20 protein-coding genes are annotated in these 24,054 nt (G+C 53.0%); 6 read left to right on the forward strand and 14 right to left on the reverse strand.

Annotation, left to right across the window (positions count from 1 at the left end; all coding sequences use genetic code 11):
* Window positions 1–11 precede the first annotated feature (11 nt).
* Both ACJJI3_RS15110 and ACJJI3_RS15115 read right to left on the reverse strand, forming a co-directional pair.
* Entirely contained in the window at window positions 12–428 is a 417-nt protein-coding gene (locus ACJJI3_RS15110; RefSeq protein WP_444911985.1) for a MerR family transcriptional regulator, read from the reverse strand.
* Window positions 429–526: 98 nt separating this feature from the next.
* A complete protein-coding gene (locus tag ACJJI3_RS15115; protein WP_444940169.1) occupies window positions 527–1,639 on the reverse strand; it encodes a hypothetical protein in 1,113 nt (370 codons plus the stop codon).
* 310 nt (window positions 1,640–1,949) lie between these two features.
* Between ACJJI3_RS15115 and serB the strand changes: the two genes are divergently transcribed.
* Window positions 1,950–3,059, forward strand: a complete 1,110-nt coding sequence (serB, locus tag ACJJI3_RS15120) for a phosphoserine phosphatase SerB (protein ID WP_444940170.1) — start codon at window positions 1,950–1,952, stop codon at window positions 3,057–3,059.
* Window positions 3,060–3,486: 427 nt separating this feature from the next.
* Here the strand turns inward: serB and ACJJI3_RS15125 are convergent, their stop codons facing one another.
* The gene (locus ACJJI3_RS15125; RefSeq protein WP_444940171.1) at window positions 3,487–5,430 is read right to left on the reverse strand and encodes a M1 family metallopeptidase; all 1,944 of its coding nucleotides are present in this window, start codon (window positions 5,428–5,430) and stop codon (window positions 3,487–3,489) included.
* Between the two features lie 311 nt (window positions 5,431–5,741).
* On the opposite strand from ACJJI3_RS15125, the gene ACJJI3_RS15130 reads away from it, so the two are divergent.
* The gene (locus ACJJI3_RS15130; RefSeq protein WP_444940172.1) at window positions 5,742–7,403 is read left to right on the forward strand and encodes an alkaline phosphatase D family protein; all 1,662 of its coding nucleotides are present in this window, start codon (window positions 5,742–5,744) and stop codon (window positions 7,401–7,403) included.
* A gap of 68 nt (window positions 7,404–7,471) precedes the next feature.
* Here ACJJI3_RS15130 and ACJJI3_RS15135 read toward each other — a convergent pair whose 3' ends face one another.
* The gene (locus tag ACJJI3_RS15135) at window positions 7,472–9,559 is read right to left on the reverse strand and encodes a GGDEF/EAL domain-containing response regulator (protein WP_444940173.1); all 2,088 of its coding nucleotides are present in this window, start codon (window positions 9,557–9,559) and stop codon (window positions 7,472–7,474) included.
* A gap of 381 nt (window positions 9,560–9,940) precedes the next feature.
* Window positions 9,941–10,981 (reverse strand): EF-P beta-lysylation protein EpmB, encoded by a 1,041-nt coding sequence (epmB, locus tag ACJJI3_RS15140; protein ID WP_444940174.1) that lies wholly within the window; start codon window positions 10,979–10,981, stop codon window positions 9,941–9,943.
* Window positions 10,982–11,730: 749 nt separating this feature from the next.
* Between epmB and ACJJI3_RS15145 the strand changes: the two genes are divergently transcribed.
* The 4 genes from ACJJI3_RS15145 (at window position 11,731) to epmA (ending at window position 15,330) form a co-directional block, all read left to right on the forward strand.
* Window positions 11,731–12,441, forward strand: coding sequence for an iron-containing redox enzyme family protein (locus ACJJI3_RS15145; RefSeq protein WP_444940175.1), 711 nt, complete (start codon window positions 11,731–11,733; stop codon window positions 12,439–12,441).
* Between the two features lie 202 nt (window positions 12,442–12,643).
* A complete protein-coding gene (locus ACJJI3_RS15150; RefSeq protein ID WP_444911975.1) occupies window positions 12,644–13,438 on the forward strand; it encodes an aldolase in 795 nt (264 codons plus the stop codon).
* 312 nt (window positions 13,439–13,750) lie between these two features.
* Window positions 13,751–14,323 carry an elongation factor P gene (gene efp, locus ACJJI3_RS15155; protein ID WP_108731510.1) on the forward strand — a complete coding sequence of 191 codons (573 nt, stop codon included), beginning with the start codon at window positions 13,751–13,753 and terminating at the stop codon, window positions 14,321–14,323.
* A gap of 53 nt (window positions 14,324–14,376) precedes the next feature.
* Window positions 14,377–15,330: an EF-P lysine aminoacylase EpmA gene (gene epmA / locus ACJJI3_RS15160; RefSeq protein ID WP_444940176.1), complete on the forward strand. Its 954-nt coding sequence runs from the start codon at window positions 14,377–14,379 to the stop codon at window positions 15,328–15,330.
* Here the strand turns inward: epmA and ACJJI3_RS15165 are convergent.
* The 9 genes from ACJJI3_RS15165 to acs all read right to left on the reverse strand — a co-directional run bounded on the left by ACJJI3_RS15165 (window position 15,317) and on the right by acs (window position 23,876).
* Entirely contained in the window at window positions 15,317–16,129 is an 813-nt protein-coding gene (locus ACJJI3_RS15165; RefSeq protein WP_444940177.1) for a GNAT family N-acetyltransferase, read from the reverse strand. The two genes, epmA and ACJJI3_RS15165, sit on opposite strands and share 14 nt — an antisense overlap.
* A 92-nt stretch (window positions 16,130–16,221) precedes the next feature.
* The gene (gene cysE, locus ACJJI3_RS15170) at window positions 16,222–17,049 is read right to left on the reverse strand and encodes a serine O-acetyltransferase (RefSeq protein ID WP_413664156.1); all 828 of its coding nucleotides are present in this window, start codon (window positions 17,047–17,049) and stop codon (window positions 16,222–16,224) included.
* A gap of 1 nt (window position 17,050) precedes the next feature.
* Entirely contained in the window at window positions 17,051–18,037 is a 987-nt protein-coding gene (locus ACJJI3_RS15175) for an SrkA family protein kinase (RefSeq protein ID WP_444918853.1), read from the reverse strand.
* Between the two features lie 159 nt (window positions 18,038–18,196).
* Complete coding sequence (locus ACJJI3_RS15180) at window positions 18,197–18,667, reverse strand: ankyrin repeat domain-containing protein (protein WP_444940178.1); 471 nt, start codon at window positions 18,665–18,667, stop codon at window positions 18,197–18,199.
* A 56-nt stretch (window positions 18,668–18,723) separates the two neighbouring features.
* Entirely contained in the window at window positions 18,724–20,223 is a 1,500-nt protein-coding gene (locus ACJJI3_RS15185) for a catalase (RefSeq protein WP_444940179.1), read from the reverse strand.
* Window positions 20,224–20,388: 165 nt separating this feature from the next.
* Entirely contained in the window at window positions 20,389–20,775 is a 387-nt protein-coding gene (locus ACJJI3_RS15190; RefSeq protein ID WP_444940180.1) for a DUF6632 domain-containing protein, read from the reverse strand.
* Window positions 20,776–20,800: 25 nt separating this feature from the next.
* Window positions 20,801–21,178, reverse strand: coding sequence for a VOC family protein (locus tag ACJJI3_RS15195; protein ID WP_444892625.1), 378 nt, complete (start codon window positions 21,176–21,178; stop codon window positions 20,801–20,803).
* Between the two features lie 146 nt (window positions 21,179–21,324).
* A complete protein-coding gene (locus tag ACJJI3_RS15200) occupies window positions 21,325–21,741 on the reverse strand; it encodes a hypothetical protein (RefSeq protein WP_444906581.1) in 417 nt (138 codons plus the stop codon).
* A gap of 197 nt (window positions 21,742–21,938) precedes the next feature.
* Window positions 21,939–23,876 carry an acetate--CoA ligase gene (acs, locus tag ACJJI3_RS15205; RefSeq protein WP_444940181.1) on the reverse strand — a complete coding sequence of 646 codons (1,938 nt, stop codon included), beginning with the start codon at window positions 23,874–23,876 and terminating at the stop codon, window positions 21,939–21,941.
* Between the last annotated feature and the right edge of the window lie 178 nt (window positions 23,877–24,054).

The following is a 24,054-nucleotide window of genomic DNA, read 5'->3' on the forward strand; positions in this document are numbered from 1 at the left end:
CCGAAATCTGTTTAGGAAACGCTGCTGTCATCGCTTTGCGCCAGGGACTCACGGGCCCTGGATTCAGCTTCATCCAACTCTTCCATCAGGCTTTCGATATCCCGCAGTTGCTGTTGTAACTGCAGTCGCTTTTGCGCGATGCGCTCCAATAGACGGTGCAACTGCTCTACATTGCCGTGGGCCGGGTCGTACATATCGATAATTTCGCGGCTCTCATCCAGGGAGAATCCCAGCCGCTTTCCGCGCAGAATCAGCTTTAGGCGCACACGCTCTTCGGGACTATAGACGCGAGTCTGGCCGCGACGCTCCGGATTGAGCAGGCCCTTGTCCTCATAGAAGCGGATGGCGCGAGTAGTGATATCGAACTCCCGCGCCAGCTCGGAAATGCTGTAACTATGGGGCTCCATTTGGCTTGCTTCTGCTTTCATAACGACTTCCTCAAGATGCCATCAAGCCTAGCAAGAGTTTACGTTAACGTAAACGTAAAGCACGCGCCAAAAAAGAACCCTAAGGCACTTCCAGTCACTTAGCCTACGGGGGTCCTGTGGGGAGTAGACTCAGCGCCGAGCAGCTGTTGCAACTGATTGTTGAGAAGTTTTTGATAGGAAGGGGTTAGGCCGGTCACCTCCAATGCCCAACCGGCACCGTGGTGCTCAATTCGCCCCACCAGGGAACTGTCCTCAAGAAGTTCCGGGTGCAAAAACAAGCCACGGGACTGGTTGAGTAGCTGATCGGCACAGAAATCCGGACTCTGTGGCTGGGATGGGACTACCGCCAGAGCCAGCTTCAAACCGGTCGCACGGCTAACGCTCTGCATCTCCCGCAGCAATAAACCACAGCAGACTGCGCGGAAGGCCGCATCAGTTCCAGAGAAATCCAGGCCGATCTGTGGCCCAGCGCAACTCAGGGGGGTGGCACCGTATATGCGCTGCAGCAAACGCATACGTCCATCTAGCTCCCGCTGCAAACCCTCCAGGGCGCTGCGACTTAACTGGTTGCCCAACTGCGCCCAGTTGAGGGGGCGAAGATAAAGCCCAACGCTGGGCTCGGTAACTTCAGCTACAGCTTGAGCAGACTCAGTAACTTGTGCGGGCAATTTGCGCTCCCGGGACAAGCTACCGGTAAGCAGGGCCGCAGCTGCACTAAATGGCAGGGCAAAAACGAGGGTCAGCAACAAGCTGGCCCAAGGGAAGGTAACGGAATTACCGGGCTCAAACGCTACGGTAATATTGCCGGCAATACTATCGTGCAGGACCACTGGCTCGGTGATCGTCTCCCCCTCTTTCAGGTCCCCCACTTCGGCCAGGGAATTCGATTCCACATCCTCAATTAAAATGCCAGAAACCATTGGAAGCTCCAGCAGTTGGCGAGCGATCAGCTGTAAGCTGATACGATCCCCGGCCACAATACTCTCCAGGCTCTGCCCCGCGAGAATAGTCGCTGCCGCCTTCGCAGTAATTCTGTCTCGCTCTATCTGACCATCGCGCTGCTGACCATAAAAATGCCCCAGTGCCGCCGCACAGAATATTGCCAGTGTTAGCCAGATAACCAGTGCCAATAGGCGCTGACGGGCGCGTTTGGACAACTGTGCTAATTGAGCCGGTATTTTGCGAAGAGTAGATACAATGGAAACTGACATAAACGGCGGCAGACATCTTGCGTATTGTTTTTTTACTATTGCCCCAGCTGTTTTGGAGCAGCGAGCATTTTAACGGTAGGCACCAAAATTGTGCATACCCAATTAATTCCTGAGCGATTGGTAAAGCAGGCGGCGAAATAGTTCAACTCAACTCGCACAATTCGAAAAGAAATTTTACTCCCCACTCGAACTGAGCCCATTAAAAACCCTACTGACCGGCAATCAATGAAATTAAAGCCCGGCAATTTTAGCGAAGAATCTCATAAGAGCTATAATGCGCCGGACATTTAATTCAATCGGGACAGAGCTTATGGGTGATCAAATAAATTCACAGGAATTCCACCTCTCCCTGAAACAGATTTCCCAGGCTTCAGGAAGTGGCACCCTGCGCTACCTGAGCTTCCGAGATCAAGTCGCCAAGCTCGGCCTGGAGTATTCCGGTGAAGCCCCTTTTCCCGGTGAGGCTACGGACTTTACCCCGCCCCCCGAAGAACCGAGTGCACTTGAAGCCATTTGGTGTATCACCCTGCTGAGCCCCTCTGTCTCCCTGGCTCAACTCCAATACCTTCTGCGATTTTTTGATGAACAACAGTGGAGCCTATTCGCCGCTGATACTTTGGCACAAAGATGCGATCGCACCGTAATCCGCTTCCAAATTGATGGCGATCTCGATTTTGACAGCGCGCGCCTGGCCTGCCTTGGAGTGGCCGATGAGTTGGGAGTAGACCTAACAATCCAGGCTTCTGTTACCCAGAGGGTGCCAAAGCTGGCGGGCTTTGATATGGATTCAACCCTCATCGATGCCGAGGTTATCGATGAACTGGCAAAAATTACCGGTATCGGTGATCAGGTCGCCGCCATTACTCAGGCCACAATGGCCGGTGACATGGATTTCTGCGAGAGTTTTAAACGGCGCATGGCCCTGCTAAAAGGCTTTTCAGAGCAGCGTTTGGCAGAAATTGCCCGGGAATTGCCGTTAAAAGAAGGGGCCTATGAATTGCTGGCAGCCTTGCGCGCACTGGGCTGCAAAACGGCACTGCTTTCTGGCGGCTTTACCTACTTCGCAGAATTCCTGCAGCGAGAGCGCCTGCCCCTGGATTATATCCATGCCAATGAACTGACATTTGCCGAAGGGGCCCTCACCGGCGAAGTAGTGGAACCCATTATTGATGGCGATCGCAAACGCAAGTTACTGCAGGAAATTGCCGGAAGCTTAGATTTGGCACTGGAAAGTGTGGTTGCTATGGGTGACGGCGCCAACGATATTCCCATGTTGAATTTAGGGGAACTGGGTATCGCCATTCACCCCAAGCCCAAGGTGAGGCTACAGGCCCCCCAGGCCATCAATCTGTTTGGCCTGGACGCCGCCCTTTACTTGTTTGGTCTCAATGACCAACAAATTGCCAAGCTCGGGGTATAGCCCGGCTTAGCTCTTAAAGCATCGCGTGAGGAAAAGGGAAACTCGGCCGCTTGTTGTGATCTGTGCAAGCACTGGGCCCGGGTTTCTGCCCACAACTGGCAAGAAAAAGCCCCAGGACAACTATTAGTAAAGCCCGTTTATACATAGGTGCCTCCCTTCCTGAGTAAAATCTCTGCGCAGCAGAGTACGCAAAGGCAATCCATTTGAACAGCCATTTAATGATTTTTATGCCAGAAATCTGGCGTATTAATCACGTAATCGTACCAGTTCACTTAGCCATAAAAATAAACTGAAAGAATGCCCATAAAAAATATTTTGTGGAGCAAACTTTAGCATTAGCCAAAGTGGAAAGGAAAAAGAAAGGGTAGAGTTGTCGCAACTCTCATATTGACCTATGGGAATTGCGACAACTGGGAAAAGAGAGCGATTAACTCTCTTTTTTACCGTAAATAACTAGGCTATTTACTTTTACCGTCAGCGGGTGATAACCCACCTTGGCGCGCTCAAAAATGCGTGCAGCCACGTCTTTTTTACCGGTCTCAACCATATTGCGATATAGCGGGCGCAGGAACTTGTTGCGGCCGATACTGGTGAGGAAATTCTCAAGGCGCTCGAAGGCCGGCTCGTAGTCGTTGCGCACTGCGATCATCAGCCAGCTGAAAGCCACCTCGTTATTGCGGGATTCGGTCAGGCCAAAGGCGCCGTCCAATTCCTTCAACTGCGCTTCCGTCAGTTTTTCCGGCATACCATCGAGGAAGTACTTCCACTGGTGGAAAGTCCAGCCTTTGGTATCGATATCCTTCGCCGCCAGTTTGCCGTCCAACCACTGTTGACGCACTGGATCCAATTTAGTGAAGGCATCGGACTTCGGATGCGGCGCACCTTCGGGAATACCCGGATCGAAGATCCACTGAAGGATGCGATCGCGGTCCAGCTTGTCGGCGTGCTCAACCAACAGGGTCTTGTCGAGATACTTAACGAAGTCCTCGGTGGTGATGCTCTGGAAGGAGAAGTGGTTGAAGTACTCCATCAGGAAGCGGTCAAACGCTTCGCGACCTACTTTCTGCTCCAGCTCATACAGGAATAGGGAGCCTTTCTCGTAGGGAATATTGGAGAAGACTTCATCGGGGTCACGTCCGCGCAGGTCGATCGCCATAATCTCATCGCGAGGCTCTTTATCAGCCAGATCCGCTTGCAGGTCGTCATAGCCCAGGGCCATTTCCATCTGATAGCGCTCATCACCGTAGACGAACTGCATAATGCGGTTAGTCAGGTAGGTGGTGAACCCTTCATTCAGCCAAAGATCACGCCAGCTGGCATTGGTCACCAGGTTGCCAGACCAAGAGTGGGCCAGTTCGTGGGCAATCAGGGCTACCAGGCTCTTATCGCCGGCGATCACCGTCGGAGTGATAAAGCTAAGGCGTGGGTTTTCCATACCGCCGAAGGGGAAGCTGGGCGGCAGAATCAGCAGGTCGTAACGATCCCAGTGGTAGGGGCCATAAGCCTTTTCAGTCACTTCCAGCATGGATTCGGTATCGGCAAACTCCGCCGCCGCAGATTCCAGCATGGAAGGCTCGGCATAGACACCAGTGCGCTCGCCCATGGGCTTGAACTTCAGGTCACCAACCGCCAGGGCAATCAGGTAGGAGGGAATGCGCTGGGGCATCTCAAACTCATAGACGCCATCTTTGGCCGCCTGCGGGTCATTGTTCGCACTCATGACTGCGCGGAGTTCTTTCGGAGTGCGTACAGTGGCGTTGTAAGTGATACGAACTTTCGGGGAGTCCTGCAGTGGAATAAAACTGCGCGCGTGAATCGCCTGGGCCTGGGTAAACAGGAACGGATGCTTTTTACCCGCAGTTTGCTGAGGCTCCAGCCACTGAACGCCGGAGGCGCCCGGCGCTGTACGGTAGCGGATAGTAATGCTGTCGGCATCTTCCGGCAGCTCAATATTCAGCGGAGTGCCCAGGTGACTGTCTTTCTCGCCCATGGAGAATTTTACTGGCGCGCCATTAGCGGATACAGAAACCACTTCCAGTTCGCGGGTATCCAGTACCATCGGCAGGTTCTTGTCGTTGAGACGCTTGAAGTCCAACTTGGCTTCACCTTCAAGAACCTTGCGGGAGAAGTCGACAGTCAGGTCCAGATCCAGGTGCAGAACCTGGTAATCATTGCTGTTGGCAAAAGAGTGGTAATCCACTCCGGACTGGGGCGCTTTTTCAACACCCGGCTTCTTCTCGATCACAGCGGACGCCTTCATCGGCGCGCTCGCACTGTCTAATTCGGCCTTGGAAGGCTCCGACTTGGAACAGCCACCGGCAACGGCAAGGCCGCCAACGATCAGACTGGTACACAGTAAACGGGGCAACATGGGTCTACTCCCTGAGTTCAGCTTTTCAATTTGCGCCACAGGATACCTGACAGAGCGCAGATGAGAAACGACAGGGGACTCTGCACTCGCCGTAAGGGGGCACACCGATTACCCGCTCGAGCCACGGGTACCGACGGTCATGCCGCGTTTTGCCAATAAACCAGATTAATGTCTCAGTTTCCTCGCCTTAGGACGAATTTCATGACTAATAGCAGCAAGGGAAGAAAAATACTGACCGTGAATTAATACATCGTTCACTTTCAAGATTCAGACTGCGGTTCTTTTATAACAAGCACTATAAGGAGAACCCCATGTCTCTGTCCCGGAGGCGGTTTTTACAATTTTCCGGCGCAAGCCTGGCGGCCCTGCCCCTACTGAAAGCCTACGGTTCCGGCCAGGAGCCCTTCCAGCACGGCGTAGCCAGCGGTGACCCCCTGGCAGATCGCGTAATTCTCTGGACTCGTATCACTCCGTCTGCCGATCCAGAATTCCAGTCCATGGTGCCCTACACCTGGCAGGTCGCTCTAGACCCGGAAATGGCCATGGTGGTCAATAGCGGCAGCGGTATTACCGGGCCCGATGTGGACTACACCATTAAAGTGGATGCCAGCGGTCTGCAACCCGGCACCAGTTACTATTACCGCTTCTACTCTAACGGTATCGACTCGCCCATAGGCCGCACCCGCACACTGCCCATCGGCCATGTGGATAAGCTGCGCTTTGCGGTGACCAGCTGCTCCAACTATCCCATGGGTTATTTCAATGTTTACCGGGAAATTGCCCTGCGTGCAGACCTGGATGTGGTGCTGCACCTGGGGGATTACATTTACGAGTACGGACCCGGTGGCTACGGTACCGGCACGGGCCTGGGGCGAGAGCCAATCCCCGCCAAGGAAATGGTGGATATCCAGGATTACCGCCTGCGCTACGCCCAATACCGCTCCGACCCGGATTTACAGGAAGTACACCGCCAACACCCGTTTATCTGTGTCTGGGACGACCATGAAACCACTAACAACGCATGGGCTGGCGGTGCTGAGAACCACAATGTCCAAGATGGCGAGGGCGACTGGTTTGTACGCCGCTCGGTAGCCAACCAGGCCTACTTCGAGTGGATGCCCATCCGCGATAACGGCATCTTTGATCTATTTGGTGACAGGGCCATCTACCGCAGCTTCCGCTTCGGCAATCTGATGGACCTGATGATGCTGGATACCCGCATCGCCGCGCGCTCCGAGCAGGCCAACTGGTTCGATCAGCAGACCGCCGACGACCCGGAGCGCAGCATCCTCGGTACCCAGCAGGAACAATGGCTGCACAACAGCCTGACCCAGTCCCAGTCGGATGGCGTGCGCTGGCGGGTATTGGGGCAACAGGTAATGATGGCGCAACTCACCCTGGCCAGGGATTTGTCTGTGAATATGGACCAGTGGGATGGTTACACCGCATCCCGCGAGCGTCTGTTCGACCACATTGCCGACAATAATATCGACAATTTTGTCGTCCTCACTGGAGATATCCACAGCTCCTGGGCCTGGGACCTGGCCAGCAATCCTTTCAGCATCTTGAAATACGGGCGCCTGACCGGACGCGGTGCCCTCGGCGGTGAGTTTGTCACTCCCGGAGTAACCTCCAGCTTCCTGGACAAATCCCACCTGACGGATGTTGCAGCGATCGCTATGGACGGATTGATACCACACCTCAAGTGGGTGGAGATAACCCAGCGCGGTTACCTGTTGATGGATGTTTCCCACTCCCGCGCCAAGGCCCACTGGTATCACGTGGATACAGTCACCAGTCAGAATTACAACGCCAGCCTGGCAAGGATTTATAAGCAGGAAACGGGGCAGAACCATATCCAACGTGCCTGGAGTGAAAGCACAGCTGATGAGTTGGTACCGGCACCGGCACCGCAGTACGGCGCCCTGGCGCGCAATACCATCGCCGCCCTACGCAGCCGCTACAACGTCTGATTTGCAGGCAATAAAAAACCGCACCCCTGTAAGGCGGTGCGGTTTTTTAAAAAGCTTACAGAGAGAAATTATTCGAGACTGAAATCGAAGTTCATATCCTCCGCCGGCGCCTGCACATAGTACCCCTGAATATAATCAGTACCGGTCTGCCACAAAGTCGGCAGCATACTGGCCTGCTCAATATGGGGCACTATCACCTTGGTATCCGCCTCACCCAAGCGCTGTACCAATCCTGCCAGGGAGTCACTGCTCTCGCCTTCATCCTGGACCTCGCGCACGAAGGAGGGATCGATCTTGGCGATATCCACTTTCACATGCTCAAGAGCCTTGAACGGATTGAGCCCGGTGCCGAAATGACAGACCGAAACGCGACAACCCAATTGCTGGACCTGAGTGGTAAAGTCCCGGGCAGCGTGCAGGTTGCTGTTGATATCCTCCTGACGCAACTGGAAGATCACCGTTCCCGGCGCAACCTTGGCAGCTTTGAAGGCAACCCCCAGCCAGCCGGGTAAGCTGCTGTCCACCAGTGAAGCAGTGGTGATATGCAGCATCAAAGAAATATTCTTACCTTCAGCCCTGGCGGCTGCGGCGGCCTTGATCGCGGTAATAATTATCCAGCGATCCATTTTTGCGGACAGGCCCGCATCGCCGAGTTCCTGCAGGAAGGCCAGCGGCGCCAGCTCTTCCTTGTCATCGAGCATACGCACCAATACTTCGTACAGTTGCTCGCCAGTTCCCTGCAAACTGAGAATTGGCTGGTAGAGCAGCTTCAGGCTGCCGGCCTCCAGGGCCTGAACCACCCGTGCACGGTGATAGGTATCGGCGTCGGCACCACCTTCAGTATCCGGCTCGTAGAGCGCAAAATTCCCACCTTTCTTCTCTTCACCCAGAGCCTGCTTGTGAGCAGATAGCGCTTGGTCCAGCACTTGTTGCGCACCGCTGGAGGCCTCACTCATCAGGGAAATACCGATAGAGGCAGTAATTTGCAGGGTTTTGCCATCTGCATCGAAGATGGTGTCGGAAATCTTCTTCAATATATCCTGCGCGCGTTGCTCGATGCTGTCCGGAGTTGTATTCGGGCTGAGCAGGCAAAAGGCATCTTCACTGTAGCGGGCCAGGGTATCGCCACTGCGTTGGCAGGACTTGAGTAATTCCGCCATGCCTTTTTGCAGAGCATCGGCACCGGCCACTCCAACAACTTTTAACACTTCATCTTCAAAGCGATCCACTTCTATCAGCATCAGACCGCCAGTATTGTGGGAGTCCGCTGCAGATTTGATGCTGGAATCCAGTACCTGCAGGAAGTGCTGACGATTGAAAAGCCCGGTCAGCGGATCGCGGTTCTTGATATCGCTGAGCTGCGCTTCCAATTGCTCCGTATCACCCCGGCGCGAGGCAATACGCACCTGCAAACAACGCTCATCGTCGTAGGTGGTACTGAGTACTTCTGCGCGAGTGGGCAGGGATTCGCCAGAGGCGGTCTTAGCGGTAAATTTCCACTCTTTCGCCTCCAGCTCATTGTTATCGATAGCGCAGCTTTTGAGGAATTCACGCCCCTCTTCCTGCTCATTTTCAGCCAGCATATCAATCAATGGCTGGTATTCAATGTCCTCGCCAGAGTCGTAACCAAAGCGCTCTGCAAGGGAGTCATTGGCGTAGACGATCAGACCATCAGATATATAAGCGATGGCATCTTTGGAGCTATCGAGTAGCTCCTTGGCACGGTTAAGGGTCGCGTGATAGCGGCGGTCGTGTAGGCGAGCCTGACGGCGATTGGCGAGCGCCCCCAGCTCCCGCTGTATCACAAAGAGAAGGTGTTGGTCTTCATCCACCACTACGACATCGCGGGCTCCGAGCTTCAAACCTTCCACCACGGGTTGGGCACCGGTGCGCTCGGTCAGCATAATTACCGGGACATCTTTTTGCAGCTTGCTGATGGTACGTAACGCCACTGAGGGGGGCACCTGAGTACTGCTTTCAGCCGCAATCACTAAATCCCAGGTTTTATCCTGGAGTAGGCGGTTAAACACAGCCTCGCTGGCCACATGCTGTGCTCGGTTGGGACGGCCTGCGTTGTGCAGCATACTCACAAGGCGCTGGGCTTCCGACGGGGTATCGTGAATCAGGAGAAGTCGTATTGTGTCGTTGCTACTCATTATTTGCTCTATTTTTTTAATGGCGGCACACAGCTACCGCTGGCGGTAATTTTAGGGGGCGTCAAGGATGGCATACAAGGGTAGATCAAACTGGTACCTGTGATCTAAATCACACAACGCTCCCCTATAAAAGCTTCCGCCTTTCCCATTTGCGAAACCACAGCCGCTAATCAAACTTTCCCAACCTAAGAAGCCCCTGAATACAGCGCTATAAAGCGAAATAGCAGCTGCTGAATAGGTCGACCGGACAACTATATCTGGCACTGGCGTTACGGGGTTAGCCTAGATCAATTTGGCGGTATTTATTCGTCCAACCTATCTCTCTTTATGAAAATCCCTGTCGAATACACAAAGATAACCCATACAGCTATCAGCTGAGGTTTAGCTATGTTCAGCAACTATCGGGGATTTTGATGGGACGCCGGGGATTTCACGCACCAGTTTTGGTACCAGATAACCGGGTAACTGCTGGCGGAGATGTTCGATTAACTTCAGCGCTTTCGCATCAGAGACTTCAAAATGTGCGGCACCATTTACTCGATCCAGCTGATGCAAATAGTACGGAAGTACTCCTGCTGCAAAGAGGGATTCGCTCAACGCGCCCAGCGCCTCGCGACTATCATTGACGCCTTTTAATAGCACCGCTTGGTTGAGCAGGGTGACCCCTGCGCTTCGCAACTGTTGCAGAGACTCCCGCACCTCACTATCAATTTCATTAGCGTGGTTGCAGTGCAACACCAGCACGGGCTTCAAGCGGGAACCAGTAAACCAATCCAACATTTTCTGGTTTACCCGGCTGGGAGCAACTATCGGGAGGCGGCTGTGAATTCGCAGCTTATCCACATGGGGAATCTCGGCCAGCTCATCGGTGAGCCAGGCCAGTTGACGGTCACTCATTACCAAAGGATCACCGCCACTCAGAATCACTTCGCGCAGCTCAGTGCGCGCGCGAATGTAGTCTAGAGCTGCCAGGCTCTGTCTGCGAGTTAGGTGGTTGTCACCGTAGGGGAATTCACGTCGGAAACAGTAACGACAATTGACCGCACACTGGCCCGCAGTGATCAGCAGTAGGCGCCCGTGGTATTTGTGAACAACTCCAGGCAGAGGGTTAGCTTCTGCCTCTTCAAGGGGGTCTGAACTAAATCCCGGCACTTTCTCCAACTCATCCGCACCGGGTAAAACCTGTAACAACAATGGGTCTTCGGGATCGCCGCAACGCATGCGCCGGACAAAGGGGCGCGGCACGCGCAGGGAAAAGCCAGAAGCTGCTTGCAAGGCCTTGGGGAGCTTACGCGGGTCTAGCTGTAGTAATTGAATCAACTCTGCCGGATCAGTGACCAGATCAGACAACTCATCCTGCCAGCAGCGGGATTCCTGTGTGTCGATAAGCTCTATACCGGGGGCCGATGATGACGCCATCATGGAGATACACTACAAAATAAGAGATTGTATCAGATCCCCCACAGCAATCTCCCGCCACCACTGACAGTGATGCCCCACAAAGGGTTAAGTGACCAGGTAGACATGGTAATTCGCACAAACCCATTAGAGAAATAGCATCTGTTTCAGACCCTATCTAGTGAGTTAGTTGAACCCTCAAATCGATTCCCTAGGGTAATTACATAAACTGAATTTATTTTTGCAGAAACCCTATCAACATAATCAAAAAATCTTCACCAATCTTCTGTGGAAAAATATCGGATAGTTGGACTGTATCTTTAAGCAACCAGAGCCTTAACTCTTCTTTACCCGAATTTAGGAATAGACCCATTATCGGTGAAGCAAGTATTCACTCTACCTACCAATAAAAACCCTTACCCCACAAAACACTCCACTGCAACAAAGAAAATCTACACAGTCGACATTTCCACAGTGAATTCAGGGAGCAAAAAACATTTTCTTTGATAAATCCAACAAGGATAAAGCAAAGCAAAAATTATTTATTAATAAAATTTTTATCACTAGAAAAAACATCTTCCAAAAACCATCAACAAATATCAAAAAATTCATAATTCCCTTATTCACAATAGGGATAATTCGGTGTTAATTTAAACGCCGGCAAAGAAAACCATTTTGTCGACCCCGCCAAAGGCGGGCACTATCAAGAAATAAATAAAACACCTAAAAGGTGTTCAAACAGTAAGTTTAGAATTACAAAAAGGAATTACCCAATGGAAATGCAGCTTGAATTGCTTGAAGCCAATAAAGACCTACTGATTGAGCAAACTCGCGCACATCCTTTCTTGAAGCGTTGCCGTGAAGGCTCCATTACGCTGGACGAATTAAAAATATTTTTGGTTCAACAAGGTATTTACAGTGGATTTTTTGTTAGATATCTCTGTGCAATGATGGCAAACCTCCCGAGTAACCACGAAGTCCTGGAGCTTGCCGAAAATCTAATGGAAGAGCTGGGCCTGGAACCAGACAGCCCCAAACCCCACGCAGAAATCTATCACGAAACCCTCGAGCATTTTGGTTTGACCCTGGAAAACGCAGAAGTTTTACCAGGCACTCAGCACCTGATCGATACCATGTTCAAAAACTGTCGGGACCTCAGGGCCAGCGCAGGATTGGGAGCCCTATGCCTGGGAGCCGAAGCCCTGGTACCCGATTTATATACAGATATTGTTGCCGGATTCCGCTCTTGCGGCGTAACCGATGCAGAAATGCAATTTTTCCTGCTGCATATTGAATGTGATGACGGCCATGCAGAAACCATTCGCGATATTATGGTAGATATCGGCTCCAAGGATCCCAGCCAACTGGACATAATGCTTGAAGCCGGGCGCCACCTTGTAGAGGCCCGCTTACAATTCTTCGATTCTATTGAAACCGCCTACCACTCCACTAAACATAAAAAAGTTGAAGCTGTTACAGCTTAATGAGCAAGCACTTATCAACCCACTCACAGGTGTTGTTGGAGAAAGCACGGGCATAGGGAAATGCCACCAACATAAATTCGACAGAGATCGAATCATTTTGAGTTAGGTTTTTAAAAATTATTCTGCGATAAGAAAATAAAAAAGGAAAATTTATTAAATATCGCAGAATTAATATGACTTGCTGTGAGAATTGGAGACAACAATGGCTGAAACACTATCACTGGCAAAAAACGAACTGGTTGAACGAGCCAGTGAAGCAATGAAACAGCACCTCAGCACCCCCGAGTGGTCTCTGAGAGAAAAGCTTGCGCTGACTTGCCGAATTTTATTTAACGATGGCCACGACTCCGGCCTGGCTGGGCAAATTACCGCCCGCGCGGAAAAACCCGGTACTTATTACACCCAACGCCTGGGCCTCGGCTTCGATGAAATTACCTCATCCAACTTATTGGAGGTCAACGAAGACCTCGAAGTACTGTCCGGAGAGGGCATGGCCAATCCGGCCAACCGCTTTCACTCCTGGATCTACCGGGCGCGCCCCGATGTGAACTGCATCGTGCATACCCACCCCATGCACGTATGTGCACTTTCCATGCTTGAGCGCCCGCTAAAGATTTCCCATATGGACGCCTGCATGTTGTATGAGGATATTGCCTTCCTCAAAGACTGGCCGGGTGTACCCGTGGGTAACAGCGAGGGCGAGCTGATTTCCGCCGCTATTGGGGACAAGCGCGCAATCCTACTGGGACACCACGGCCTGATTATGGCCTGTCGCTCTGTAGAGGAAGCCTGTGTAATGGCAGTTCAGTGCGAGCGCGCTGCCAAACTGCAAATACTGGCTGAATCCGCCGGCACCATCCAGGATATTGATCCCGAACTGGGCCGCGAAGCCCACGACTGGATCCTCCAGGAAAAACGCACGCAAGCGACTTTTGCTTACTTTGTGCGCCGCATGCAGAGAAAAGGTTATGGCGGCGGGGACGACCCATTAAGTTAAGTGCTTTTGTGCAATGGGCTAAAGCCCATTGCACTGCCGGCTGCCCCAATAATTGCAGCTTGGCGATAACAACCGGAACGCCTCCCCTCCATTTCTCTCTGGTATTCGTTCAAGCTCCCACCCTCCTGTATAATCCCGCTCCATCATGCAGGGCTGGCGGTGAAGTCTCTTTTCCCCAGCCAGACGAGTTACCTGCGGCTACCATTTGTGGCGGAAGCGGAGGGCGTTAGCCCAGCCTTGGCCGGAATCGGCTAGAAACAAAAAACTCGTTAAAAATCATATAGATAAATGACTTAAAGGGCTCTATTTGCTATGGCTAGTTACTCCACTAACGAATTCAAGGGCGGCCTCAAGGTGATGCTGGACGGCGACCCCTGCTCAATCGTGGAAAACGAATTCGTCAAACCTGGTAAGGGCCAGGCGTTCAACCGCGTGAAGCTTCGCAATCTGAAAACCGGTCGCGTATGGGAGCGCACCTTCCGCTCCGGTGAAAGCCTGGAAGCGGCGGATGTGATGGATCGCGAAATGGAATACTTGTACAACGATGGCGAGTTTTACCATTTCATGGAGCCCGAGACTTTTGAGCAGCACCAAGCCAGCAGCGATGCTGTGGGCGATGCTTCAAAATGGCTCAAAGAGCAGGATATCTGCACTGTAACCCTGTACAACGGCTCTCCGCTGGCAGTTACTCCGCCCAACCACGTTATCCTGGAAATTACCGATACCGATCCGGGCCTGCGCGGAGACACCGCCCAGGGCGGCACCAAGCCGGCCACTTTGGCTACCGGCGCCGTTGTGAAGGTTCCTCTGTTCTTGGAAATCGGTGAAACCATCAAGGTAGACACCCGCACTGCCGAATACCTGGGCCGTGCCAAGGAAGACTAAGCACCTCCTCCCCTCGAGCGGCCTACGGTCGCTCGTCTCCAGAGCTACCCCCCATGAGCACAGATACCTGGCGCCCCACCGCCACTATTGCAGCCCTGCGCCAACGCGCTGCGCTACTCGCTGAAATACGCACATTTTTTGCTGAGCGAAATGTTGTAGAGGCCGAAATTCCGGTGCTATCCCAGCGCGCCACCAGCGACCCCCATATCGAGTCCATCACCACAGAGTGCCGGGGCGAAAACGCCTACCTGGCCACCAGCCCCGAATTTGGTTTAAAGCGTTTACTCGCCGCAGGACTCGGAGATTGCTACTACTTGGGTAAGGCTTTTCGCCAGGGCGAATCCGGCGGTCGACACAACCCCGAGTTCACCATGTTGGAGTGGTACCGCTGCGGTTGGGACGATCACCAACTGATGGAGGAGGTCGCCAAGCTGCTCTGCGGTATTTTGGCGACGGACCAGGTTCAGTCCCTCAGTTACCGGGAATTGTTTTTAAGGGAGCTACAACTGGACCCCCACAGTGCCAGCGAAGCCGAGCTGATTTCCTGCGTCAAGCGGGAAATAGAATTGTCTTTTGTACCCCGTGAACGCAGTGAGTGCCTGGACCTGCTGATGAGCCACCGCCTGGAACCCACCATGAGTGAGGGCATCACCCTGCTCTACGACTTCCCCGTAGAGCAAGCGGCACTGGCAAAAGTGGTGACGGACGAACAGGGGACCCCCGTAGCCAGGCGCTTCGAAGCCTATGTCGGTGGATTGGAACTGGCCAATGGCTATTGGGAGCTGACCGACAGCCCAGAGCAGCAGCGCCGCTTTGAAAAGGATCTGGAATACCGCCGTGCTAACCAGCGCCCTGTACACCCCTTTGAAGAGCGCCTGGTTGCGGCCCTGGATCAAGGCATGCCCGAGTGCGCCGGGGTCGCGCTGGGAGTCGACCGACTGCTGATGTTAAAAGCCGGTTACCAATCGATTGATGAAGTTATCGCCTTCCCTTTCAGTCGGGCTTAGCGGCCGCCGGCGCCGGAGTGTATTGATAGCGGGCAACCTCGCCAACTGCAAAAAAGCCACTAGCGAGTAATAACTGCTGGCGATCCGCCGGCACCAAAGCCACCAGATTTTTATGGTGGCTGCCCTGGGCAGCGGTAAGCAGATGCTTGAACAGAGCCCGGCCAATCCCGCGACCCCGGTAGTCCGGAAGCGTCACCATGTCATAGAGTCCCAGTGCATCCGCTGCCGCAAACAGACACCCAGCGGCCACCGGCACACCATCCAGCTTAGCCAGAAATAATTTCAGTCGCCCGCGTCGCTGCTCGGGGATTTCCTGCAGGCCCTGATAGAAGTGCGCCAACTGTGCCCCCTCCAGCTCCCCTGCCGCCGCTGCCTGCACCGCGCCGTAATCAGGCAAGGCCTCCTTTTTCACCGCACTAATAGTCAGCTGTTCCACTACCGGAACCTCGGCAACGCTGAGTCGGGGTATCTCGGCGGCCATAGCTACCAGGGACTGGCGCCGCTTTAGCCCAAGCTCATCCAAAGCGTCATTGTCCAGGGGTTTGGTGGCACTGTGCCAAAGGGTGAAGGGGCTGTGCCGCTCGGCAAAATAATCCAGCGCAAAACGCTGAATAATGCGCGGCGGCATTACCATATTGGAAATCACCTGATTGAGCCCAATGGAAGGCAGGCCGCTATCACTGCGGACAATACCTGTAATTTCCTTGGTGCAATCTGGAGTTACCAGGCTCGCGCGGTAATCCGCATAAGCCTCCAAATTTCGGCAGGTAAGATTTTTAGCGCTGAGACTATATTTCATGGGTCAAAGGATAGTGCCAAAAACAGTGCCGTTGCATCATTTCCCCAGTGATCCCAGCCCCGCAGCCGGTGTTCGCTACGGGGCGACAAGCCTTACTTCTGTACTTGCGACAGGGCACACTGATCCATGGATAATGCCGGTTCAGCACAGGTGGCTGCCCCGACAACTTTTGCCGGCACTCCGGCCACTAACACCTTTGCCGGTACCGTTTTAAGAACCACACTTCCGGAAGCAATTTGGGCGCACTCGCCAATTTCAATATTGCCCAGCACCTTGCTGCCCGCACCGATTAAAACCCCGTGGCGGATTTTCGGGTGGCGGTCCCCGCTCTCTTTGCCAGTGCCGCCCAGTGTAACGGACTGCATGATGGAAACATTGTTTTCCACTACAGCCGTTTCACCTATAACGATACCGGTCGCGTGATCCAGCAATATACCGTCACCCATACGCGCAGCCGGGTGGATATCCACACTGAATACGACAGAGACACGGTGCTGTAAGAACATAGCCAGGGAGCGGCGCTGCTGCTGCCACAGCCAGTGGGCCACACGGTGAACCTGCAAGGCGTGAAAGCCCTTAAAGTACAGGAAGGGCTCGTGCAGGGAGTGGCAGGCGGAATCCCGCAGGTAAATTGCGTTCAAATCCGCTCGCGCCGCATGCCCTATGGAAGGGTCAGCTTGTAGCGCCTCATCGATAACCTCGCGAATTAACAGCGCCGGTGCCACCGCATTGTCCAGCTTGTTGGCCAGGTGAAAGCTGAGCGCCGCCTCCAGGGAATTGTGGTTCAGGATGGTCGCGTGTAGAAAGCTGGCCAGGATCGGCTCCCGCTCTACCTGCTGCGCCACCTCTATACGAATCTTCTCCCAGATCAGATCCGCCTCAGCCTCGGTGCATGTCGCATCCATTATTGCTTTCTCCATGTTACACAGCCCCCAGGGTCAACGGGGGCTCCAGCAGCGCAGACTGCTGCTCGCGCAATGCCAGTATATGCTCTGCCCAGTAACGGGCAGTATTAAACCAGGGAAACGCCTGGGGAAAAGCCGGGTCCTGCCAGCGTCGCGCCAACCAGGCGGCGTGGTGCATCTGCCGCAGGCAGCGCAGAGGCTCCACCAGCTGCAACTGCTGGGGATCAAAACTATAGAAGGTTTCATAGCCTTCCAACACTGCATCCAGGTAAGCGGTTTGCTCTGCGCGATTGCCGGAAATCAACATCCAGATATCCTGGATCGCCGGCCCCATCAGGCAGTCGTCCAAGTCCACAAACCAGGGAGTCTCATCCCGCCACAGGAAGTTGCCACTGTGACAATCACCGTGCAAGCGCAGCATATCCCAGTCCCGCTCAAACAGCGGGGCTATCTGTTCGATAATGTGGCCCGTGACGGAAGCGTAGGCCTCGCGGTTCTCACGTGGCAGGAAATCTCCATTCAGGATAAATTCCCGGCTATCAATTGCGAATCGCTGCAAAGTGAGGGATGGGCGATAGCTGAAAGGTTTGGCGCTGCCGGCCGCATGAATGCGACCCAACATGGTCCCCACCTGCTCCAGGTGATCAAAGTTATCCAGCTCCAACTGGCGACCGCCCCGTCGGGGGAAAAGCGCAAAACGGAATCCAGCGGACTCCATCAGGGTGCGCCCATCAAACTGTATCGGTGCCACCACAGGAATTTCGGCCTCTGCCAGCTCCAGGGTGAACTGGTGCTCCTCCATTATCTGCTCATCACTCCAGCGCCCCGGGCGATAGAACTTGGCAATCAACGGCTCGGCATCCTCAATACCCACCTGATAGACGCGGTTTTCATAACTGTTTAGAGGGAAAATACGCGCATCGGAAATCAGCCCGGTAGTCTCGACACAGTCGATCACCACGTCCGGCGTGAGGGCTTCATAGGGATGATGATTCGACGTCATAGCGGGTACCAACTGGATTGCAGCTGGCTATGCTAACGCGGTCGCGGGGGCCGGGACAAACTGAGAAATGTGCCGCAAGCTAAAGCGGCCAACTCAAGAGGATTTCACGCAGGACAGGAGCGGTGACACCATCCAATGCCAACCGCACAAAAAACTGCCTTAGTCGCCATTTGCCCGCTGTTGCTGCAATAGTCGAACCATCTGGTCACGACCAAAGACTTCGGCAAAATCCTCTGCGGAGTGGCCGGCCTTATTCACCTGCTGCGAATCGCAATCCTGCTTTAGCAGGGTTCGTGCAAGGGCAAACTCACCGCGAAAAATCGCTGCCATCAGCGCAGTATTGCCACGGCGATCCTGGGCACAGGCATCTGCACCTCTCTGCAACAGGTAGTCCACAGCCTCCCCGTTGCCGTTGTAAGTGGCAATCATCAGTGCTGTGTAACCTTTCGGGTTGCGTACATCCAGGGGGAAACCCGATTGCGAAAATTCACGCAGCACCTCGGTATCACCAATCCTGGCTGCGGCAAAATAATACTGGGAGAGTTCGGTAAAATCAGATTCCGTTTTTTCCGGCTCCCCTGCCTGAACCCCCAGGGTGAGAAAGAGTAGTGCGAATAAAAATGATCTCATAATTTCACCTGTATAAATTTAGCGGGCGACAGAGGTCGCCCGCACTTGGGTAAAAATTACCGGGCCAGTTTTTTCACGCGATCCAGATTTCCACCAACTGCTTTGGTTAAGCGCTGTCCGTAGTCCTTGTCCGCTTGGTAGAAGTGACTCAGCATAATGTGCTTAGTGTTTTCATCACTCACTTTACCCAGATCACCAGCGAGGTTTTCAATCAGATTCCGGCGCTCTTCAGGACTCAGGCTGCGGTAGAAAGCACCCGCCTGGGCAAAAGGCAGTTTCTTTTCAATGGCCTTTTGCTGGGTGCTGCCATTCAATGCCTTGTTGCTATAAAGACCTTTGGGGTCCTCGGTGCGCGCATCGATACGGCTCGGCTGATAGTTCACATCTGAAGTCTGGTGGCCGTAATTACCCGCCCCATCCTGGTTCCAGTTACTTACTGCAACACGGGGGCGGTTGATAGGCAATTGCTGGTGGTTGGCCCCCAGGCGATACATTTGCGTATCGGAGTATGAGAACACGCGGCCCTGTAACAAGCGGTCTTCTGAAGGCTCAATACCCGGAACAATATTGGCCGGCGCAAACGCGGATTGCTCAGTTTCCTGGAAGAAATTAGTGGGTACACGGTTGAGTGTCATGGTGCCCACTTTGGTTTCCTTCACGTCCAACCACATTTTGGTGGCGTCCAGGGGGTTGTAATTAAAGCTGTTAAGCTGGGAGGGCTTCAGTACTTTAATAAACAGATCCCACTGGGGGTACTCGCCTTTTTCAATCGCGGCATACATATCGCGAGTTGCGTGGCTGAAGTCCTTGCTCTGAATTTCTGCTGCCTCTTCCGCAGTCAGGTTCTTGATACCCTGACGGGTTTTCCAGTGGAATTTCACATAGTTCACTTCACCCTTGTCATTGATAAATTTATAGGCGTGAACACCCCAGCCATCCATCTGGCGCAAATTAGCCGGTGTACCGTAATCGGAATAGACCCAGCTCAGCATATGGGTGGATTCCGGCACATGGCTAAAGAAATCAAAGAAACGGTTGGGGTCCTGTTGATTAGTCACCGGGGAGGGCTTTAGGGAGTGAACCATATCCGGGAATTTAATCGCGTCGCGGATAAAAAATACCGGCAGGTTGTTACCCACTAAATCCCAGTTGCCTTCTTCCGTATAAAACTTGGTGGCAAATCCACGGGGATCGCGCAGGGTTTCCGGGGAACCTTTTGAGTGGATTACTGTTGAAAAACGCACAAACACTGGCGTTTTACTACCGCGCTCAAACACCGCTGCGCGGGTTAAATCACTGAGATCAGCCGTCGCAACAAATTCACCGTGAACACCAGTTCCACGAGCATGAACTACACGCTCGGGAATACGTTCACGGGCAAAACGCTGCAATTTTTGAATCAGTTGAACATCTTGCAGCAAATTACCGCCATTTTCTCCAGCAGTTTGTGCGTTCTGGTTGTCTCCGACAGGTGCGCCATTATCGCGAGTCAATGTCTCTGCATTGGCACCGCCTATCAGACCGATAGTTAATGCAAATAAGGGTAAGTATTTCATGGGATTATTTATCTCTACTGCCATCTCTATTACAGGAGTAGAGCTTATAGGGGAGAACAATAAGCGGGAAATTAGACCTTGTTATCGCTCTTATAGCAGAGATCAATAACTGTGAGTCAGAAAGAGCAATTCAGATTTTTTAGCAGGTCAAAATTAAGTAACTGTTCAATCAGATTTTTTCCGCTTGGGCATAAGGTACCAAAGCACAGCGGCAATCAAAAAAAGTGCGGGAATATCTCCCATCAAATTGATTCGCTCTGTTTTATCCACCAATGCCTGCACCAACATAATGACGGCGTGTACAAGGCTGGACCATATAGTGAACCAAATTAAACTGGCATTTGCGGCGGGATTTTTTGCAGCGCGTATCAAGAACACCCCCAAGGTGACATAAATACCGATAATCATTTGCTCGTATTCCGGCTGCCGTGGGGTCCAGCCCCACCCTTCCGGCCAAATCCACATCATCATCGGGTAAATCGCCAGAATAAAAAGCACTCCTACAACGACCAACGCTATTTGCAGGTACTTTGCTCGGGTTGCCTCGTTCATAAATTACTCCCAAATCTCGATCGACTTATTCCTGTAAGTCCCCCGGTAAATGACACACCACTTCCAGGTTATGTCCATCGGGATCAAGTACGTAGGCGGCGTAATAATCCGGGTGATATTGTTCGTAGACAGCCGGTGCGCCATTGTCCTTGCCCCCAGCCTCCAAAGCCAAGCGATAGAACTCCCTGACCACTTGCCGCTCTTCAGCGCGAAAGGCGATATGCAATTGTGGAGTGGTGCTGGTCCCGCCACGAATCCAGAGTTCCGCTTTATCCGCCCAGCCAAAGCCCGCCCAATCCTCAAACTCCATCACTAACTGGTATCCCAGCGGCATCAGCGCCTGCTGATAGAAGTCCTTACTGCGTTCATAGCTGTGCACATAAAGGCGAATATGATCAAGCATCGTATAAACCTCGGGAGGGAAGCGGATACTTCTGCAAGATAGCCTAGAGAGGCCGGCAGCGCCGACTTTTAAACGTACGAGACAAAGAGGAGGTTGTGGCAGGTGGTTCACTTCATGCAATCATACCCGCCACTGCAAGGTTGGGATTAGGGGGAGATATACCAGTGATAAATACCGTAAGAAGCGACGCCCAGACCAAAGAACAGCTGCCCCACCAACAAAACCCTGAAAGCGAAAGTGTAACGGGCCAAGTCACCTCGACGAATGGCATCGTTGGAAAAAATTCTCGCTTCCTCCGGGAATCCCATTTCCAGGGTTTTCAGTGCCGGAACAGCAAGCTTGAGAAGCTGGCGGCTGCGAATGTCCATCAGCCAAAATACGGTTACCAGTATGACCACAAACCCTCCCAGCAACGCCAGGATTAGAGGGTGGAAGTCTTTCTCCATGGCAGTGAAAATTCCGCCCTCAACAAACATGGTTAACACAACAAAAAAATTAAAAACCTTGAGGCGCTGATCGGCGGCGAAGCGGTAGTGATCACAGAGGTACTGTCCCTGTTCCAAACGGAATCTCCTTAACTGTAAATACCCTTAAAACAATATCCGGAGTTAGAGGGTTACTAACTGTGCAAAGCAGCAGGCATTTACTTGTCTATTTAGCTGAAAATGGCGCAAAAATCGGGGAGGAATTTAACCTCTTGCCCCAATGAAAAGGCCGGGCTATGCCCGGCCAATAAAACCTTCACGCGCCACACCTATGGTCAGCGATTTTCGCGGTGATCAATCAATGCGTCAACCACAGTGGGATCGGCAAGAGTGGAAACATCTCCCAGATTATCCAGTTCATTGCAGGCAATCTTCCTCAGGATACGCCGCATGATTTTGCCGGAACGGGTTTTTGGCAGTGCAGGCGCCCATTGGATAAAGTCAGGCTTGGCAATTGGCCCTATCTCCTTGCGGCAGAGCTCAATTAATTCAGCCTTCAGCTCATCACTGGGCTTATGGCCAGATTTGAGCATTACAAAGGCATAAATCCCCTGCCCTTTGATATCGTGGGGATAACCTACCACCGCTGCCTCCGCCGTATCATTGTGCAGTACCAGGGCGCTCTCAATCTCCGCTGTTCCCAGGCGGTGTCCAGAGACATTTAACACATCATCAATGCGCCCAGTAATCCAGTAATAACCGTCACTATCGCGGCGGGCGCCATCGCCGGTAAAGTAATAACCGGGGAATGCAGAAAAATAAGTATCCAGCATTCTCTGGCGATTGCCGTACACATCCCGAATCATCGAGGGCCAACTCTTTTTAATCACCAGAGAGCCCTCGCCCTCCCCTTCAATCTCCCGGCCTTCACTATCCAGCAGCGCGGGCTGTACCCCAAAGAAGGGCCGGGTTGCCGACCCGGGTTTCAGAGCCATGGCACCGGGCAGTGGAGTGATCATCTGCGCACCGGTTTCAGTCTGCCACCAGGTGTCCACAATCGGGCAGCGCTCATCGCCCACTACGCTGTAATACCACTCCCAGGCCTCCGGGTTTATGGGCTCACCCACGGTGCCTAAAAGTCGCAGGGAGCTGCGCTCGGCGGCTTTTACAAACTTGTCACCCGCTCCCATCAACGCCCGAATCGCTGTCGGCGCAGTGTAGAAAATATTGACCTGGTGCTTATCCACAACCTGCCAAAAGCGTGAAGCATCCGGGTAAGTGGGCACTCCCTCAAACATCAGGCTGGTGGCCCCGGCACACAATGGTCCATAGACGATATAGCTGTGCCCAGTGATCCAGCCCACATCGGCAGTACACCAGAAAATCTCTCCCTCGCGATAATCAAAGGTATATTTGAAAGTCATGGTGGCCATCAGCAGATAGCCGGCAGTGGTATGCAGGACCCCTTTGGGTTTACCGGTCGAGCCCGAGGTATAAAGGATAAACAGCGGGTCCTCCGCTCCCATTACTTCAGGCGCGCAGTCCGGCTCCATCTCACCTATGGATTCGCCATACCAGATATCCCGCTTGCTATCCCAGTCTACCGGTGTGCCCGTATGTTTAACCACAATAGTCGTATGCACATTGGGGCAATCCACCAGCGCTTTATCCACATTGGCTTTCAGCGGTACTCGCTTACCGCCGCGAACCGCTTCATCAGCAGTGATCACCAGGCGACAATCGGAATCGAGAATACGGTCTTTCAGGGACACCGGGGAGAAACCACCAAATACTACCGAGTGCACAGCGCCGATACGGGCACAGGCGAGCATGGCGTAGGCCGCCTCGGGGATCATCGGCATATAAATACACACCCGATCTCCCTTTTTAACTCCCCGGGATTTCAGCAGGTTGGCCAAGCGACACACATTTTCATAAAGGCTCTGATAGCTGATTGCCTTACTGTCAGCGGGATCATCTCCTTCCCACAGAATTGCGGTCTGCTCGCCACGGCTTGCCAGGTGCCGATCGATGCAGTTTACAGTTACGTTCAACTGGCCATCGGAGAACCAGGCGGTATGACCTTTGTGCAGATCCTCCTCAAGAACCTGAGTGAACGGCTTGTCCCACTGCAAAAAGTCCTTGGCCTGTTGTGCCCAAAACGCCTCTGGGCTCTCTACCGACTGGCGGTACATTGTCTCGTAGTCTTCGGCGCTAATAAGCGCATTGGCAGCAAAACCGGGGGAGACTGGGCGGGTATGCACTTCAGACATCATCTTCTCCTTTATTATTAGCGCGGCATGGCTAGCCTAGAGAAATCTGAGTTTATTAGAGCTTTATTCTTGTCACTTTATAACATAGCCGCTGCGAAACAGTCCCCTCATCTCAAAATTTGGCATGGGGCGAAGACAATCCAACGCAGGCCCTGAAAGGTGCAAGTTAATCAGACAA

It is taken from the genome of Microbulbifer maximicatervae (SeqCode), from assembly GCF_052466985.1.

Excerpts from the sequence above, each read along its gene's own strand:
- ACJJI3_RS15110 (WP_444911985.1), bottom strand. The coding sequence starts at position 428 with ATGAAAGCAGAAGCAAGCCAAATGGAGCCCCATAGTTACAGCATTTCC.
- ACJJI3_RS15115 (WP_444940169.1), bottom strand. The coding sequence starts at position 1,639 with ATGTCAGTTTCCATTGTATCTACTCTTCGCAAAATACCGGCTCAATTA.
- serB (WP_444940170.1), top strand. The coding sequence starts at position 1,950 with ATGGGTGATCAAATAAATTCACAGGAATTCCACCTCTCCCTGAAACAG.
- ACJJI3_RS15125 (WP_444940171.1), bottom strand. The coding sequence starts at position 5,430 with ATGTTGCCCCGTTTACTGTGTACCAGTCTGATCGTTGGCGGCCTTGCC.
- ACJJI3_RS15130 (WP_444940172.1), top strand. The coding sequence starts at position 5,742 with ATGTCTCTGTCCCGGAGGCGGTTTTTACAATTTTCCGGCGCAAGCCTG.
- ACJJI3_RS15135 (WP_444940173.1), bottom strand. The coding sequence starts at position 9,559 with ATGAGTAGCAACGACACAATACGACTTCTCCTGATTCACGATACCCCG.
- epmB (WP_444940174.1), bottom strand. The coding sequence starts at position 10,981 with ATGATGGCGTCATCATCGGCCCCCGGTATAGAGCTTATCGACACACAG.
- ACJJI3_RS15145 (WP_444940175.1), top strand. The coding sequence starts at position 11,731 with ATGGAAATGCAGCTTGAATTGCTTGAAGCCAATAAAGACCTACTGATT.
- ACJJI3_RS15150 (WP_444911975.1), top strand. The coding sequence starts at position 12,644 with ATGGCTGAAACACTATCACTGGCAAAAAACGAACTGGTTGAACGAGCC.
- efp (WP_108731510.1), top strand. The coding sequence starts at position 13,751 with ATGGCTAGTTACTCCACTAACGAATTCAAGGGCGGCCTCAAGGTGATG.
- epmA (WP_444940176.1), top strand. The coding sequence starts at position 14,377 with ATGAGCACAGATACCTGGCGCCCCACCGCCACTATTGCAGCCCTGCGC.
- ACJJI3_RS15165 (WP_444940177.1), bottom strand. The coding sequence starts at position 16,129 with ATGAAATATAGTCTCAGCGCTAAAAATCTTACCTGCCGAAATTTGGAG.
- cysE (WP_413664156.1), bottom strand. The coding sequence starts at position 17,049 with ATGGAGAAAGCAATAATGGATGCGACATGCACCGAGGCTGAGGCGGAT.
- ACJJI3_RS15175 (WP_444918853.1), bottom strand. The coding sequence starts at position 18,037 with ATGACGTCGAATCATCATCCCTATGAAGCCCTCACGCCGGACGTGGTG.
- ACJJI3_RS15180 (WP_444940178.1), bottom strand. The coding sequence starts at position 18,667 with ATGAGATCATTTTTATTCGCACTACTCTTTCTCACCCTGGGGGTTCAG.
- ACJJI3_RS15185 (WP_444940179.1), bottom strand. The coding sequence starts at position 20,223 with ATGAAATACTTACCCTTATTTGCATTAACTATCGGTCTGATAGGCGGT.
- ACJJI3_RS15190 (WP_444940180.1), bottom strand. The coding sequence starts at position 20,775 with ATGAACGAGGCAACCCGAGCAAAGTACCTGCAAATAGCGTTGGTCGTT.
- ACJJI3_RS15195 (WP_444892625.1), bottom strand. The coding sequence starts at position 21,178 with ATGCTTGATCATATTCGCCTTTATGTGCACAGCTATGAACGCAGTAAG.
- acs (WP_444940181.1), bottom strand. The coding sequence starts at position 23,876 with ATGTCTGAAGTGCATACCCGCCCAGTCTCCCCCGGTTTTGCTGCCAAT.